The following is a 15568-nucleotide window of genomic DNA, read 5'->3' as shown; positions in this document are numbered from 1 at the left end:
TCGGGAATGAGATTTTCAAAACTTATCCGGATAAGACAATATATGTGAAAGCTTCAGGATTTGTCTCAAGTATGTTGAGTTTTGGGACCGTCTGGAAGCGGCCAGCCGCCGGTGTCCCCACGCACAACGAAAAAGCCCCCGCCGGAGGGCGGGGGCTGGTCTCGATCGAAACCCCGGAGGGGTGATCAGTAGCGGTAGTGGTCCGGCTTGTACGGGCCCTGCGTCGGCACGCCGATATACTCGGCCTGCTTTGGCGTCAGCTGGGTCAGCTTGGCGCCGATCTTGTCCAGGTGCAGCGCCGCGACCTTCTCGTCGAGGTGCTTCGGCAGCACGTAGACCTTGCGCTCGTAGTTGGCGTGGTTCTGCCACAGCTCGATCTGCGCCAGCACCTGGTTGGTGAAGCTGGCCGACATCACGAAGCTCGGGTGGCCGGTGCCGCAGCCCAGGTTGACCAGCCGGCCCTGGGCCAGGACGATCAGGCGCTTGCCGTCCGGGAACACCACCTCGTCGACCTGCGGCTTGACCTCCTCCCACTTGTAGTTGCGGAGGCCGTCGATCTGGATCTCGCTGTCGAAGTGGCCGATGTTGCAGACGATGGCGCGGTCCTTCATCGCCCGCATGTGGTCGAGCGTGATGACGTCGACATTGCCGGTCGCGGTGACGAAGATGTCCCCGATCGGCGCCGCCTCGTCCATTGTCACGACCTGATAGCCTTCCATCGCCGCCTGCAGGGCGTTGATCGGATCGATCTCGGTGACCATGACCCGGGCGCCCTGGCTGCGCAGCGAGGCGGCCGAGCCCTTGCCGACATCGCCGTAGCCGGCGACGACCGCAACCTTGCCGGCCATCATCACGTCGGTGGCGCGCTTGATGCCGTCGACCAGGCTCTCGCGGCAGCCATACAGGTTGTCGAACTTCGACTTGGTGACGCTGTCGTTGACGTTGATGGCGGGGACCTTGAGGGTGCCCTTCTTCATCATCTCATACAGGCGGTGCACGCCCGTGGTCGTCTCCTCGGACAGGCCGCGAACCTCGGCCAGCATCTCCGGATACTTGTCGTGCATGATCTGGGTGACGTCGCCGCCATCGTCCAGGATCATGTTCGGGGTCCAGCCGCCCGGGCCGCGCAGGGTCTGCTCGATGCACCACCAGAACTCCTCCTCGGTCTCGCCCTTCCAGGCGAAGACCGGGACGCCGGCGGCGGCGACCGCCGCGGCGGCCTGGTCCTGGGTCGAGAAGATGTTGCAGGACGACCAGCGCACCGTGGCGCCCAGCGCCGTCAGCGTCTCGATCAGCACCGCGGTCTGGATGGTCATGTGCAGGCAGCCGACGATGCGGGCGCCCTTCAGCGGCTGCGACGCGCCGAACTCCGCCCGCAGCGCCATCAGGCCGGGCATCTCGGTCTCGGCGATCGCGATCTCCTTGCGGCCCCAATCGGCGAGGCTGAGATCCTTGACCTTGTAGTCGGTGAAGGTGGCGGCGTCGGGCATCGGATGCTCCTCGAGGCAAAGCGGAATTGCCGCAGGGTGTAGCAGCCGGGCCCGTCCGCCACAAGCATAAAGACATCTTTATATGTTTGATTTGGTCCCTGGGTCGAGGCCGCGGGAGCAGACACCGGAGCCTAGGAAAGTTCGCTGCCGTCTGTTGCGCGTTTCTGCCTGATCGTGCATGATCGGGCAAAACCAGGCAACGCCCATGACCGACATCCTGCTGCCGGAGGAACGGCGCAAGCGCCTCCTCGACCTGCTCGCCCTCGACGGCAAGATCCTGGCCACTGCGGCCAGCGCCGTGCTCGGCGTGTCCGAGGACACGATCCGGCGCGACCTCAACGACCTCGCCCGTGCCGGGGCGGTGCGCCGCGTCCATGGCGGGGCGCTGCCGCTGACCCCGGCCACCGGCAGCTTCGCCACCCGGGCGACCGAGCGGCCGGAGGCCAAGGCCGCGCTCGGCCGGGTGGCGGCCGGGCTGATCCGCCCGGGCGAGGTGGTGCTGCTCGACGGCGGCACCACCATGCTGGCGGTGGCCGAGGCCCTGCCGCCCGACCTGCGCTGTACCATCGTCACCCCGAACCTGCCGGCGGCGCTGGCCCTGACCCGGCACCCGGCGGTCGAGGTGGTGCTGCTCGGCGGCCGGGTCGACAAGGCCGACCAGGCCACCGTCGGCACCTCGGTGCTGGCCGCGCTCGACGGCCTGCGCGCCGATCTCTGCCTGCTCGGGGTGTGCAGCCTCGACGTCGAGGCCGGGCTCGGCGGCATGGATCATGAGGAGGCGCTGGTGAAGCGCCGCATGGTCGCGTGCGCCGGCCGGGTCGCCGCCGCCGTCACCGCCGACAAGCTGGGCACCGCCGCCCCGTTCCCGATCCTGCCGGTCGGGCGGCTGAACGCGCTGATCACCGAACGGTCGGCCGACGCCGCCCTCCTCGCCGCCTATCGCCAGGCCGGCCTCACCCTGATCCTCGCCTGACCGGAGCCGATATGACCAGTTTCGCCGAGGGCAAGATCGCCGATCTTCGCGGCGCGCGCCTCGCCACCCGCGCCATGTTCCTGATCTGCGGCACCGTCACTGCCAGCTGGGCGCCGCAGGTGCCGCTGGCCAAGGCCCGGCTCGGCATCGACGACGGCGTGCTCGGCCTCGCCTTGCTCGGCATGGGCGCCGGGGCGATGGTGGCGATGCCGCTGGCGGGCTTCCTGGCCGCCCGTTTCAGCAGCCGGCTGATCACGGCGCTCGGCGGGCTGGTGATCTGCCTGTCGCTGCCACTGATCATCCTGGCGCCGGATGCCCTCATGCTCGGCCTCGCTTTGTTCCTGTTCGGCGCCGCCACCGGGTCGATGGACGTGGCCATGAACGTCCAGGCCGCGGCGGTCGAGGCGCGCGGCGGCCGGCCGCTGATGTCCTCCTTCCACGGCATGTTCAGCGTCGGCGGGCTGCTCGGCGCCGGCGGCGCCAGCCTGCTGCTCGGCCTCGGCCTGTCGCCCCTGACCGTGGCCCTGGTGGTCAGCGGCGTGATGCTGGCGCTGCTGGTCGCCCAGGCCGGGTCGATGCTGCCGCCGGAGCGCGGCGCCGCCCAGGCCGGGATGCGCTTCACCCTGCCGCGCGGCCTGGTGCTGGTGCTCGGCCTGCTGACCTTCGTGCTGTTCCAGGCAGAAGGCGCGGTGCTGGACTGGAGCGCCGTGTTCCTGCATGAGGCCCGCGGCCAGGACCCGGCCGTGGCCGGGCTCGGCTATGCCATGTTCGCGGTGGCGATGGCGGTGATGCGGCTGGCCGGCGACGGCATCACCAGCCGCTTCGGCGGCGAGACCGTGGTCCGGTTCGGCTCCGCTTTGGCGGCGGCCGGCTTCCTGCTGGCGATCCTGGTGCCCTGGCCGGCGGCCGGGCTGATCGGCTTCGCCCTGGTCGGGGTGGGCGCCGCCAATGTCGTGCCGGTGCTGTTCAGCGCCGCCGGCCGGGTGCCGGGCATGGCGCCCGGGCTGGCGATCTCGACCATCGCCACGCTCGGCTATTGCGGCATCCTGGTCGGGCCGGCGGCGATCGGCTTCATCGCCGACCATCTCGGCCTGCCGGCGGCGCTGGGAATCGTGGCGGCGCTGCTGGTCGCGACGGCGGCTTCGGCCCGGGCGGTGCGGGTCTAGCCGGGCTGGCTACGGCCCTCGCCGTCCGGCGGCGGTGACGCTGTGCAGCCGCAGCAGCGGATGGCCGTGCTGCCGCGCCGCGTTGGTCCTGCCCGGCGCAGGCGGGGAAGCGGTCCGCGACACCAGGGCGGATCCGCCGTCGTCCGGCACGGCGGCGGTCACCAGCACGCCGTTCAGCCGGGCGACGGTGGCCACGATGTCCCGGCGAAGCTCAGCCGGCAGATAGGGGTCGCCGGCGTCGATCACCGCCTCCACCCGGGCCAGCAAGCCCTCGAGCTCCAGGATCTGGCGGTCTCCGACGGTCGCGGTCCGCATCAGCAGGGCGCATGTTCGCCCCAGCCAGTCGGCGAGATCGTCGGCATCGCCCAGGCAGACCAGTGACCGCTCCCCATTCCGGAGCCAGATCGCCGGCGTGATATGAACGATCCCTTGCATGCCACTTCCCACGACGAGTCGGCATCGCCCAGTTTTGTATAAAATATTATGTATTGCAATACAGAGAATGCGTGTAATTCGCGATTCGCCGATCAGCCCACCGGGTAGGGGCCTTCGGCGAAGGTCTCTGCATGGTAGCCCTTCGCCCCGACCAGCCGGGCCAGCGGGCTCCACAGCCCGCCGCCCGCCTGCAACCGCTCGATCACGGCCTGGAAGTCGTGGCGCGGTTGCCAACCCAGCTCGGCGCGGGCCCGGTCGTTGACATAGACCCGGTCGACGCTCGGCAGCATCCGCCAGCCGCGCCGAGCATATTCGGCCTCGTGCCCGGGGACCCGCCGCCGCACCACCGCCAGGGCATCGCGCCGCAACTCCGCCAGGTCCTCCGGCCGGAACGGCGTGGTGGCGCTGACGATGTAGCGGCCAAAGCCGATCGCCGGCGCCTTCTCCAACGCCAGCAGATGGGCGTCGACCACGTCCTCGATGTCGACCCGCCGGAACAGATATTCGTTGGCCTTCAGGTTGTCGTCGGCATAGGCGGCGCGCTTTGTGCCGTCGTCATCGGCCTCGGGGAAGAAGCGCGAAGTGCGCAGGACCAGGCAGGGCAGCCCCTGGTTGCGGTGGAACAGCTGGCACAGATCCTCGGCTGCGGCCTTGGTGACGCCGTAGATGTTCTTCGGCACCGGCACGACCGCCTCGGTCACCCAGGCGGCCGGGGCCTCCGGGGGCGGCACCAGCGCGTCGCCGAACACGCTGGTGGTGCTGGTGAAGACGAAGGCGCCGATGCCGGCGGCCGTCGCCTCCTCCAGCAGATTCAGCGTGCCGGTGACGTTGGTGTCGACGAAGTCCTGCCGGCCATGGGTGGCGACATGCGGCTTGTGCAGCGTGGCGGCGTGCAGCACCGCCTGCGCCCCGGCCATGGCCCGGCGCACGACGGCGCGATCGGCGACCGAGCCGACCCGGGCCGTGAACGGCCCCGGCAGCACGTCGAGGCCGATGGCCTCATGCCCCCGGTCCCGCAGGCTGCGGACCAGCGCCTCGCCGAGATGGCCGGAACTGCCGGTGACCAGGACCTTCATCGGCCGCTCTCTACCCACCCTCGTTGAAATCGTCGAGCAATGCGGCGATCCGGCCGGAATCGGTCTGGTCCAGCATCATCCGGGCGCGGCGGGCGGCGGCGACGCTGTCCAGCGTCAGGATCCGGCGCTTGACCTCCAAGAGCCGCAGCGGCGCCATCGACAGGTCGCGGATGCCGAGACCGATCAGGAGCGCGGTGAAGCGCGGGTCGCCGGCGATCTCGCCGCAGGCGCTGACCGGGATGCGGGCCCGCAGCGCCGCCTCGACCGTGAACTGCACCAGCCGCAGCACCGAGGTGTGCAGCGGGTCGTAGAGATGGGACACGGCCTCATCGCCGCGGTCGGCGGCCAGCGTGTACATCACCAGGTCGTTGGTGCCGATGGCGAAGAAGTCGACCTCGCGCGCCAGGGCGTCGGCGATCAGCGCCGCACCCGGCACCTCGATCATCACCCCGAGCGGCGGCATCGCCGCCGGTACCGGCACCCGGCGCCGCTTCAGCCGCCGCATCGTCCGGTCCAGCGCCGCCTTGACCGCGCGGACCTCGCCGATGGTGGTGATCATCGGCAGCAGCACCCGGATCGGCCCATGCGCGCCGGCCCGCAGGATCGCCGCCAGCTGCGCCTCCAGCAGCTTCGGCTCCTTCAGCGACAGCCGGATGGCGCGCAGGCCGAGCGACGGGTTGGCAGTCTCGGCGAAGCGGCCGCCGAGGGCCGACGCGATCTTGTCGCCGCCGAGGTCGAGGGTGCGGATCGTCACCGTCTTGCCGGCCATGCCCTCGACCATGCCGCGCAGGATCGAATACTGCTCCTCCTCGCCCGGCAGATCGTCCCGGTTCATGAACATGAACTCGGTGCGCAGCAGGCCGACCCCGGCGGCGTTCAGCTCGGTCGCCACCTCCACGTCGCGCGCCAGCTCGACATTGGCCGACAGGGTGACGTCGACGCCGTCGCGGCTGCGCGACGGCAGGCCGATCAGGGCCTCGAGCTGCTTGCGGTCGGCCCGCGCCAGGTCGCGCCGGATGCGGTAGGCGGACAGGGTCTCCGGCGTCGGGTCGATGATCACCTGTCCGGCGGTGCCGTCGACGATCACGGTCTGGCCGGCGCGGACCCCGGCCAGCAGGCCCGGCACGCCCAGCACCGCCGGCAGGCCGAGCGACCGCGCCATCACCGCGGTGTGGCCCTGGGCGCCGCCGAGGGCGGCGGCGAAGCCCATCACCCGGCGCGGGTCCATCAGCGCGGTGTCGGCGGGGGTGATCTCCTCGGCCAGGATGATGCTGCCCTCGGGCAGGCCGGCCAAGGCCTGGAACTGGCGCTTGGTCAGGTTGCGGATCAGCCGGGACCCGACCTCGCGGATGTCGTCGATGCGGCTGGCCAGGTAGCTGTCGTCCATCGCCGCGAACTGGGCGGCGATCGACCCGATCTCCGACTGCACCGCATATTCGGCGTTGACCCGCTCCTCGGTGATGCGGGTCTCGACCCCGCGCAACAGGCGCGAGCCGGACAGGATCGCAGCATGGGCGTCCAGCAGGTAGCCGATATCCTCGGCCGCCTGCTCCGGCAGCGCCTGGGCCTTGGCCTTCAGCTTCTTGATCTGGCGCCGCGACTTGGCCAGCGCCTCGCCGAAGCGCTCGCGCTCGCCAGCCAAGTCGGCCTCCTCCAGCCGGTACTCCGGCACCTGCTCGAAGCCGCTCTCGATCAGATGGGCCGGGCCGATGGCGACGCCGCCGGAGACGGCGAGGCCGCTCAGCACGATCTCCCGGCTGGGCTTCGATTCAGGGAGGTCGGCGATCCGGGTCGCCATAGGATCAGTCCTCGTCGAAGCCGCGCTCGACCAGGGAGACGAGCGCCGCCAGGGCTTCCGCCCCCTGCCGCCCGGCCGCGGCGATGGCGATGTCCGTGCCGGGCCCGGCCGCCAGCATCATCAGCCCCATGATCGACTGGCCGCCGACCTCGGTGCCGTTGCGCTCGACCCAGATCTCGGCGTCGAACTCGGCCACCAGCTTGACGAACTTGGCCGCCGCCCGGGCGTGCAGGCCGCGCTGGTTGCGGATCGTGACCGTGCGCGTCAGGCGGTCCATGGCAGCGTCCGGGGACACCGGCCCGCTCATTTGCGCTTTTCCGGCTTCAGCAGGGCCGAGGCCACGCTGATGTATTTCTGGCCGGCCTCGCGGGCGGCGGTCACGGCGTCGGTCAGGGTGTCGGTCTTGCGCACCGAGGCCAGCTTGATCAGCATCGGCAGGTTGATGCCGGCGATCACCTCGACATTGGCGCGGTCCAGGATCGAGATCGCCAGGTTCGACGGCGTGCCGCCGAACATGTCGGTCAGCAGCACCACGCCGCGGCCGCCATCGACCGCGGACACCTTGTCCATGATCTCGGCCCGGCGCTGCTCCATGTCGTCCTCGGGCCCGATGCAGACCGTGGCGACCTGGGGCTGGGCGCCCACCACATGCTCCATCGCCGCGACGAACTCGTCGGCGAGGCGACCATGGGTCACGAGGACCATGCCGATCATCGGGTGGGTGGTCATGTCGTTCCGGACGCCTTCCTGTCAGCCCTTACGTCGGCATGTCGCGATGGACCAGCCCGCGTCGAGTGCCCTGGCCGTCCAGCCAGGCCGCGAGCGTTTCCGCCACGAACACCGATCGATGTTTGCCGCCGGTGCAGCCGACGGCGATGGTGAGGTAACTCTTGCCCTCGCGGTTGTAGCGCGGCAGCAGCGGTTCGAGCAGGCCGAACAGCGAGGTCATGAACGGGTCGAACTGGGCGTCGCGCCGGATCATCGCCTGCACCGCCGGGTCCTGCCCGGTCTGCGGCCGCAGGTCCGGCACCCAGTGCGGGTTGTCGAGGAAGCGGACATCGAACACCAGGTCGGCCTCGCGCGGCAGGCCGCGCTTGAACGAGAACGACATCACCGTGACGTACAGGCCGGGCGCGGTGTCGAGGCCGAAATGCCCCTCGATCAGGCGCCGCAGGTCCTGCGGGTTGGTCAGCGAGGTGTCGACCACGACGTCGGCCAGGAGGCGCAGCGGATACAGCTCCAGCCGCTCGCGCCGGATGCCGTCCGCGACCGGCCGGTCGGTCGCCAGCGGGTGGCGCCGCCGGGTCTCGGTGAAGCGGCGCTGCAGCACCTCGTCGTCGGCGTCGACGAACAGCAGCCGGACGTCGACGTCGCCGCGGGCGCGCAGGGCCGCGATCTCGGCCTCCAGCGCCTCGACCGAGAAACCGCGGGTGCGGGTGTCGATGGTCACCGCCATCGGCCGATCGGCATGGTCGACCAGCGGGCCGAGCAGCACGATCGGCAGGTTGTCGATCGCCTCGTGGCCGAGATCCTCGAGGGTCTTGAGCGTGGTGGAATGGCCGGCGCCGGACAGGCCGGTCACCAGCACCAGACGATGGCGGACGCCGGGACGCGCCGGCGCTTGGGGATCAGCCTGCATTTCTCAGACCCCTTGCGCCCTGCGTCGCCTTGCGGTGAGTCGAATGAGGGCGCGGGCCGCGAAGAGCGTATCGGGCCATACGGTCGAGCGGCCCGCGCCCGCAGGCGGCCGCCGCAAGGCGACCCTCCGGGCCGGTTGAACATGCCGACATGGTGCGTCGAACGGCTTGCGCGATGCACCACATCGCGCTGCGCCGTCCTCCTGCCCTGTCGGCATGTTGAACCGGCGCAGGGCACAAGGGGTCTGAGAAATGCAGGCTAGTGGTCATCGGGCGAGACGGTGTGCGGGCAGGACCAGCGCGGCCAGGGCCAGGCGCAGCTTGACCGGCGCCGAGGCCTCGAAGGGCGCCACCGAGACCAGCGGCAGGCGGATGCCGAGATAGGCGCAGATCGCCGGCTCCGGCAGCCTTTCGATCGCCTCGGCCGGCTTCAGGTCGGCGACCAGCAGCACCGGGGCGGCCGGCTCGAACGGCACCGGGATCGGCCCGAAGCCGCGGGCCTCGATCAGCCCGGCCAGGACGGCGGGCGGGCGCGCCACCACGACGCCGCCCTCGAGCGAGAGCTGCACCCGGTCGTCGGCGACCAAGCGCCCCCCGGCATCGATCAGCCGGAGGGCCAGGTCGGATTTGCCGCTGCCCGACGGCCCGCGCAGCAGCACGCCGCGGCCGTCGACTGCGACGCAGGTCGCATGGATCGTCGCCATCGCGGGTGGGAAGGTGGACGGCACCCCCGGTCCCTGTCAATCGCAACGGCAAATCATCAGACAAGAAGACGCGTTATTTCGCCGGCACTGCCTTGGCCTCCAGCGTGTAGGGTGTATCGCCCTGGTAGGAGTAGACCCGCAGCAGATAGGTGCCGGGGTCCAGCCGCAACTGCAGCTCCTCCGGATCGGTGCCGGATTCGGCGCCGCTGATCAGGCTCTCCTGGTCCGAGGCGCGCAGCAGGTCGATATCGGCGTCGCCCTGGTCCATGGTCAGGCGGATGGTGACGTCGGCGCGGTTGACCAGGGTGAAGCGCCAATAGTCGTCGCGGTCGGTGAAGCCGACCCAGTCCTTGACCGTGACGGCCTGCGGCCCGACCCGCTCGATCGTGCCGGCCTCCTCCGGGGTGTTGCCGGCATGGTCCGGCGGCGGCGGGGCGGCGGGCGCGCCGGCCACGGTCACCCGGTACTCGGTAGCCTCGCTGCCGGCCGGATAGACGCTCAGATAATAGGTGCCGGCATCCAGCGTCGCGGTCAGCGCCTCGGCATCGGTGTCGGTGTTGGTTCCGCTCAGCAGGTTGCTGCCGTCGGCGCCCTCCAGGTTGATGTCGGCATCGGCCGACATCCCGGCCAGGCCGATGGTGACAGCCTGCCGCTCGCTGATCTTGAAGGCGTAGTAGTCGCTGGCATCGGCCGGGCCGACCCAGTCGCTGGCCTCGGCGCTGGTGCCGGTGACGTCGCCGAGGTCGCGGGCGTCGGATTGGCTGGACCCGGCCGAATCCGCCGGCGGCTCCTCGCCCGGCGTGCCGGAGACGGAGAGGCGGTACGGCGTGTCGTCGCCATAGCTGGTGATGACGAGATAGTAGGTGCCGGCCTTGACCACCGCGGCGATGTGCTCGTCGTCGGAGCCGCCGGCGGCCGAGGAGCCGAGGGTGCCGCCGTCGCCGTCGCGCAGCTCGATATCGGCGTCGCCGGTCATGCCGGTCAGGTCGATCGAGAGGTTGGTCCAGCCGTCGGTGGTGATGGCGTAGACGTCGGTCTGGTCGCTGTTCGAGACCCGGCCCTCGGCGGCGAGCGGGGAGGAGCCCACGGTGCCGAGCGGCGTCGCGGTGCCGACAGTGTCGTCGGCGGAATCGTCGGCCGGGGCCACGCCGGGCGTGCCCTCCGCGGCGGCGCCGGGCATGGCGATGCGCATCGGCGCCAGGGTCTGCGCCCACATGTAGCCGACCGGCGTGTTCGGGGTCTGCACCCGGACCCAGCCGCCGACGGCCAGCCGGCCGGTGACGATGACCTGCGACCCGAAGGGCAGCGTCTCCTTCAGCTCGGCGGTGCCGTTCGGGGCGTCGCGGACCGAGGCGCTGGCCCAGGTGACGAAGGACAGCGCGTCCATCTCCTCCAGCACCGCCGGAGGTGCCGGAAGGGCCGCCGGCGCCTGGGCGAATGCCGGCGCCGCGGCCAGGATGAAGACGCTGCCGAGCAGCAGCCCGCGCAGGCACGATATCATGAGGGTCCCCCTTCGATGCGGAATGTCGTGAATGTCGGCCGTCACTTCGCGGGGATCTTCACCGTGAAGCGGGCGCCCGGGCGCCCCTCGCGGTTCTCGGCGAAGATCTGGCCGCGATGGGCGGTGATGATCTGCTTGGAGATGCTGAGCCCCAGGCCAGAATGGGTGCCGAATTTTTCCCCGGCCGGGCGCTCGGTGTAGAACCGGTCGAAGATCGCCTCCAGCTTGCCGGACGGGATGCCGGGCCCATCGTCCTCGATCGTGGCGATCACCCAGGCGCCCTCGCGCCGGGCGCGCAGGGTGATGGCGCCGTCGGGCGGCGAGAACGAGATCGCGTTGGTGATCAGGTTGCGGAACACCTGCACCAGCCGGTCCTCGATGCCGGGCACGGTCAGGGCCGAGCCGGGCGGCAGGCTCAGGCTGATCTTGAGGCCGGTGTCCTCCAGCGTGGTCTTGTACAGCTCGGTCAGCATGCCGAGCATGCGGCCGATATCGACCGTCCCGGTCTCGGCCCGCGACAGCTCGGCATCGAGGCGCGAGGCGTCGGAGATGTCGGTGATCAGCCGGTCCAGGCGCTGCACGTCCTCCAGGATGATGGCCATCAGCCGGCGCTGCTGCGCCGGGTCGGTGATCCGGGCGGTGGTCTCGACCGCGCTGCGCAGCGAGGTCAGCGGGTTCTTGATCTCGTGGGACACGTCGGCGGCGAAGCGCTCGATCGCGTCGATCCGGGTCCACAGCGCCGCGGTCATGGCCCTGAGCGCCGAGGCCAGCTCGCCGATCTCGTCGCGCCGGCCGCTCATGTCCGGGATCTCGATCTTGCGGCCGCGGCCCTGCTGCACCCGCTCCGCCGCCCGGGCCAGCCGGCGGATCGGCCGGGTGATGGTGCCGGCGAGGTACAGCGACAGGATGATGGTGACGCCCAGCGCGATGGCGAAGACCTTCAGGATCTCCTCGCGCACAGTCTGCAGGTTGCCTTCGATGTTGACGCCCTCGCGGGTCATCAGCACGGCGCCCAGCACCAGCCGCACGCGCTGCACCGGCACGGCGACGCCGAGCATCAGCTTGCCGTCCTCGCGGGTCCAGATCTGGCGGCCGACGCCGCCGCTGAGCGCGGCGCGGACGCTGGCATAGTCGTTGGCCTGCTGGTCCTGGCGCTCGACATAGGTCGGCCAGCGCTTGCGCGGCCCGGCGAACTCGGTCGACCAGTCGTAGATCGCGTCCCAGATTCCGCGCAGCCAGCCCTTGTATTGCGGCGCCAGCAGCGGCCGCACCTCGATGATGCCGCCGGGCTGGCCCAGCATCCGGCTGTCGGCCACCAGCTTGCCGTCGGCGCCGAACAGCCGGGCCCGGGTGTCGTTGGTCTGGTACACCCGGCGCACGATCTGGCGGGCATTGTCCGGGTCCAGCGACTGCTGTGTGTCGACGCCGCCGACCACCGCCGCCTCGGCCAGGTTGGCGGCCAGGATCGTGGCCTCGGCATCGAGCGACGACAGCTCGTTCTCGATCAGCCGCTCCTGGTAGGACGACAGGTACAGCATGCCGCCGACCAGCATCATCAGCGCCATCATGTTGACGGCCAGGACGCGGGCGGTGAGCTTGGAGAAGAAGCGCCGGCGCAGGCGCGCGACCGGCGCGTCGACGGTGCGGCCGCCGACCGGGGTGGCGGTGATCGGCTCGGCAGCCGGCTCCGTCGCGGCGGCCTCGAGGACGGCGCCGATCGCGTCGGGGCTGGCCTCGGCCGGCTCGCCGAGGCGCGGCGCGGGGCCGCGGGAGGCTCTTAACGTGGCCGTCATGGCATCATGCGGCGGTCAGCTCCGGACCGCGGCCGCGGAGGGGGCGGCCGCCGGTACGCTCAAGCCTCCTTGTAGCGGTAGCCGACGCCGTACAGCGTCTCGATGTGGCCGAACTCGGTGTCGATCGCCTTGAACTTCTTGCGGATGCGCTTGATGTGGCTGTCGATGGTGCGGTCGTCGACGTAGATGTGCTCGCCATAGGCTGCGTCCATCAGCTGGTCGCGGCTCTTGACGTGGCCGGGGCGGATGGCCAGCGCCTTGACCAGCAGGAACTCGGTGACGGTCAGGTCGATGGTCTCGCCGCGCCACAGGCAGGCGTGGCGGTTGCCGTCGAGCGTCAGGTCGCCGCGCGTCACCACCGCAGCGGGATCGGCCGGGGTGGTGTCCGTCGCCAGCTGCTCGCGCCGCAGCAGGGCCCGGATGCGCTCGATCAGCAGGCGCTGGGAGAACGGCTTCTTGATGTAGTCGTCGGCGCCCATGCGCAGGCCGAGCAGCTCGTCGACCTCGTCGTCCTTCGAGGTCAGGAAGATCACCGGCATGTTGGTGGTCTTGCGCAGCCGGCCCAGCAGCTCCATCCCGTCCATGCGCGGCATCTTGATGTCGAGCACGGCCAGGTCGACCGGCTTCTGCGCCAGCCCGCGCAGCGCCTCGTCGCCGTCGGAGAAGGTGCGCACCTCATAGCCCTCCGACTCCAGTGACATCGCGACCGACGTCAGGATGTTGCGATCGTCATCGACCAGCGCGATCGTCTGGGCCATGGCCCCCTCCACTCTCACCACCCGCCCCCGGCGGGCACAGTCACAGTGCCGGGGACGCTGAACGCCCAATATGGCGTATTCGCGGCCGAAATGTCACTCGGACGAGGTAATCTCCAGGAAAACCAGAGAGGTAGCGGCGCGATGACCCCATCAGAGCTCGCCCCGGCCGGACAGGCCCGGATCCTGCTGCGCAGCCTGGACCGCGCCGCCCTGGCAACGCTGGACGCCGATGGCGGCCCCTACGCCTCGCTGGTGCTGGTCGCGACCGACCCGGCCGGGCAGCCGCTGCTGCTGATCTCGCGGCTGGCGGAGCACACCGGCAACCTCGAACGCGACTCCCGCGTGGCGCTGCTGTTCGACGGCACGGCCGGCTTCGACCAGCCGCTGACCGGGCCGCGCCTGACCGTCTCCGGCCGGGCCGAGCCGGCGGACGACCCGGCGCTGCGCGCTCGCTACCTGGCGCGGCATCCGGATGCCGCGACCTATGCCGATTTTCCGGATTTCAGCTTGTGGCGGGTGCGGGTCGAACGCGGCCACATGGTCGCCGGCTTCGGCGCCATCCACCGCTTCGATGCCGACGACCTGCTGGTCGCCCCGTCGCCGGCGCTGACCGCGGCCGAGCCCGGCATCATCGGCCATATGAATGACGACCATGCCGATGCCATCGATCTCTACGCCCAGGCGCTGCTCGGCCGCAGCGGCAGCGGCTGGCGGATGACCGGGATCGACGCCGACGGCGCCGATCTGCGCCTCGGCCCCGCGGTCGCCCGGCTGGCCTTTGCCGCGCCGGTGACCGATGCCGAGACGGCGCGGAAGGAGCTGGTGCGCCTGGTCCGCCACGCCCGCGGCGGCGGGCTGGCGGATTAGGCCAGGGTTTTCAGCCGCTCCATGGTCTCGACCAAAGCGGTGCGGATGCCGGGCTCCATCGCCGAATGGCCGGCATCCGGCACCACCACATAAGTCGCCTCCGGCCAGGCGCGGTGCAGCTCGTCCGCCGTCGTGATCGGGCACACCGTGTCGTAGCGGCCCTGCACGATCGCCGCCGGGATGTGGCGGATCCGGTCGACCTGCCGCAGCAGCCGGTCCGGCGGGGTGAACAGGTTGTTCAGGAAGTAATGCGCCTCGATCCGGGCCAGGCCCAGCGCATGCGCGTCCTCGCCGGCCGAGGCGACGATCTCCGGGTTCGGCAGCAGGGTGGAGCAGGAGCCCTCATAGATGCTCCAGGCCCGGGCGGCGGGCAGGTGCACGGCAGGGTCGGGGTCGGTCAGCCGGCGGTGATAGGCACGGGTCAGGTCGCCGCGCTCGGCCGGCGGCAGGAACTCGACGAAGCTGCGATGCGCTTCCGGGAAGAAGGTGCCCATGCCATGGAAGAACCAGTCGATCTCCTCCGGCCGCATCAGGAAGATGCCGCGCAGGGTCAGCGACCGGCAGCGCTGCGGATGCGCCTGGGCGTAGGCCAGGGCGAGGGTCGAGCCCCAGGAGCCGCCGAAGACGTGCCAGCGCTCGATGCCCAGCATGCGGCGCAGCTGCTCCATGTCGCCGACCAGGTGCTCGGTGGTGTTCTGCCGGGTCTCGCCCAGGGGGCGCGACCGGCCGGCGCCGCGCTGGTCGAAGATGATGATGCGGTAGAAGCCGGGGTCGAAGAAGCGGCGATGGGTCGGCGAGGCGCCGGCGCCGGGACCGCCATGCAGGAACACCACCGGCACGCCGTCCGGCCTGCCGCACTGCTCCCAGTAGATGCTGTGCAGGTCGTCGACCGGCAGCAGGCCAGTGGCGAAGGGCTCGATGGTCGGGAAGATCAGGTCGCGCGGCATGGGTCTCGCTGTCGGGCTGAGTCTCGCTCCCCACTCTAAGGGGTCGGCGGCGCATTGCAAAAAGCCGATCGAAGCGAGGCTCTGCGGTGCGAGAGCGCAGCAGGAACCGGGGCGCTTGTCCTATGCTGCACCGATGCGCGTTCTGCTTCTCCTGATCCTGCTCTGCGCCGCCGGCGGCGCCCGGGCCCAGCCGGCGGACGGGCTCGACCACGGCCCGCCGGTCGCGGTCGATTCCGTGCCCGACGGCCGCACCGTCGCCCTGGCCGACGGCACGGTGGTGCGGCTGAGCGCGCTCGACATCCCCGCCGGCCGCTGGCGCGATTTCGCCCGGGCGGCGCTGGCCGAGCTGCTGCAGGGCCGCTCGGTCCGCCTGGCCCGGCTGGCGCCGCCCGACCGTTACGGCCGGGTGCCGGCCCAGCTGCA

At 70.8% G+C, this 15568-nt stretch carries 15 protein-coding genes and 1 pseudogene; 4 read left to right on the top strand and 12 right to left on the bottom strand.

What is annotated here, in order from left to right:
• Nucleotides 1–185: 185 nt before the first annotated feature.
• Nucleotides 186–1490 (bottom strand): adenosylhomocysteinase, encoded by a 1305-nt coding sequence (gene ahcY, locus AAHM41_RS08635; protein WP_342236123.1) that lies wholly within the window; start codon nt 1488–1490, stop codon nt 186–188.
• A gap of 205 nt (nt 1491–1695) precedes the next feature.
• On the opposite strand from ahcY, the gene AAHM41_RS08630 reads away from it, so the two are divergent.
• On the top strand, nt 1696–2463 hold the full coding sequence (locus AAHM41_RS08630; protein WP_342236122.1) for a DeoR/GlpR family DNA-binding transcription regulator: 768 nt from the start codon (nt 1696–1698) through the stop codon (nt 2461–2463).
• 11 nt (nt 2464–2474) lie between these two features.
• Nucleotides 2475–3629, top strand: coding sequence for an MFS transporter (locus AAHM41_RS08625; RefSeq protein ID WP_342236121.1), 1155 nt, complete (start codon nt 2475–2477; stop codon nt 3627–3629).
• 9 nt (nt 3630–3638) lie between these two features.
• Here AAHM41_RS08625 and AAHM41_RS08620 read toward each other — a convergent pair whose 3' ends face one another.
• From AAHM41_RS08620 to AAHM41_RS08575, 10 genes are all read right to left on the bottom strand, one after another.
• Entirely contained in the window at nt 3639–4064 is a 426-nt protein-coding gene (locus AAHM41_RS08620; protein ID WP_342236120.1) for a hypothetical protein, read from the bottom strand.
• Between the two features lie 92 nt (nt 4065–4156).
• Nucleotides 4157–5140 (bottom strand): NAD-dependent epimerase/dehydratase family protein, encoded by a 984-nt coding sequence (locus AAHM41_RS08615; RefSeq protein ID WP_342236119.1) that lies wholly within the window; start codon nt 5138–5140, stop codon nt 4157–4159.
• A 10-nt stretch (nt 5141–5150) separates the two neighbouring features.
• A complete protein-coding gene (ptsP, locus tag AAHM41_RS08610; RefSeq protein ID WP_342236118.1) occupies nt 5151–6938 on the bottom strand; it encodes a phosphoenolpyruvate--protein phosphotransferase in 1788 nt (595 codons plus the stop codon).
• Between the two features lie 4 nt (nt 6939–6942).
• Nucleotides 6943–7215, bottom strand: coding sequence for an HPr family phosphocarrier protein (locus tag AAHM41_RS08605; protein ID WP_342236117.1), 273 nt, complete (start codon nt 7213–7215; stop codon nt 6943–6945).
• A 26-nt stretch (nt 7216–7241) separates the two neighbouring features.
• On the bottom strand, nt 7242–7652 hold the full coding sequence (locus tag AAHM41_RS08600) for a PTS sugar transporter subunit IIA (RefSeq protein WP_026869137.1): 411 nt from the start codon (nt 7650–7652) through the stop codon (nt 7242–7244).
• Between the two features lie 43 nt (nt 7653–7695).
• Nucleotides 7696–8577, bottom strand: a complete 882-nt coding sequence (rapZ, locus tag AAHM41_RS08595; protein ID WP_342236116.1) for an RNase adapter RapZ — start codon at nt 8575–8577, stop codon at nt 7696–7698.
• A 264-nt stretch (nt 8578–8841) separates the two neighbouring features.
• Nucleotides 8842–9303, bottom strand: a complete 462-nt coding sequence (locus AAHM41_RS08590) for an HPr kinase/phosphorylase (RefSeq protein ID WP_342236115.1) — start codon at nt 9301–9303, stop codon at nt 8842–8844.
• A 49-nt stretch (nt 9304–9352) separates the two neighbouring features.
• Nucleotides 9353–10780 carry a pre-peptidase C-terminal domain-containing protein gene (locus AAHM41_RS08585; protein WP_342236114.1) on the bottom strand — a complete coding sequence of 476 codons (1428 nt, stop codon included), beginning with the start codon at nt 10778–10780 and terminating at the stop codon, nt 9353–9355.
• Between the two features lie 41 nt (nt 10781–10821).
• Complete coding sequence (locus AAHM41_RS08580) at nt 10822–12573, bottom strand: stimulus-sensing domain-containing protein (RefSeq protein ID WP_342236113.1); 1752 nt, start codon at nt 12571–12573, stop codon at nt 10822–10824.
• 59 nt (nt 12574–12632) lie between these two features.
• Nucleotides 12633–13331 carry a response regulator transcription factor gene (locus AAHM41_RS08575; RefSeq protein ID WP_088151853.1) on the bottom strand — a complete coding sequence of 233 codons (699 nt, stop codon included), beginning with the start codon at nt 13329–13331 and terminating at the stop codon, nt 12633–12635.
• 141 nt (nt 13332–13472) lie between these two features.
• On the opposite strand from AAHM41_RS08575, the gene AAHM41_RS08570 reads away from it, so the two are divergent.
• Nucleotides 13473–14198 (top strand): HugZ family pyridoxamine 5'-phosphate oxidase, encoded by a 726-nt coding sequence (locus AAHM41_RS08570; RefSeq protein WP_342236112.1) that lies wholly within the window; start codon nt 13473–13475, stop codon nt 14196–14198.
• On the opposite strand, the gene pip is transcribed toward AAHM41_RS08570, so the two are convergent.
• A complete protein-coding gene (gene pip, locus AAHM41_RS08565) occupies nt 14195–15145 on the bottom strand; it encodes a prolyl aminopeptidase (protein ID WP_342236111.1) in 951 nt (316 codons plus the stop codon). The genes AAHM41_RS08570 and pip overlap by 4 nt on opposite strands.
• 133 nt (nt 15146–15278) lie before the next feature.
• Here pip and AAHM41_RS08560 point away from each other — a divergent pair.
• A pseudogene (locus AAHM41_RS08560) lies at nt 15279–15568 on the top strand (hypothetical protein); the annotation flags it as partial.

The sequence above is a fragment of the Inquilinus sp. OTU3971 genome (assembly GCF_038440215.1).
This window is presented reverse-complemented; position numbering and strand designations above follow the sequence as displayed.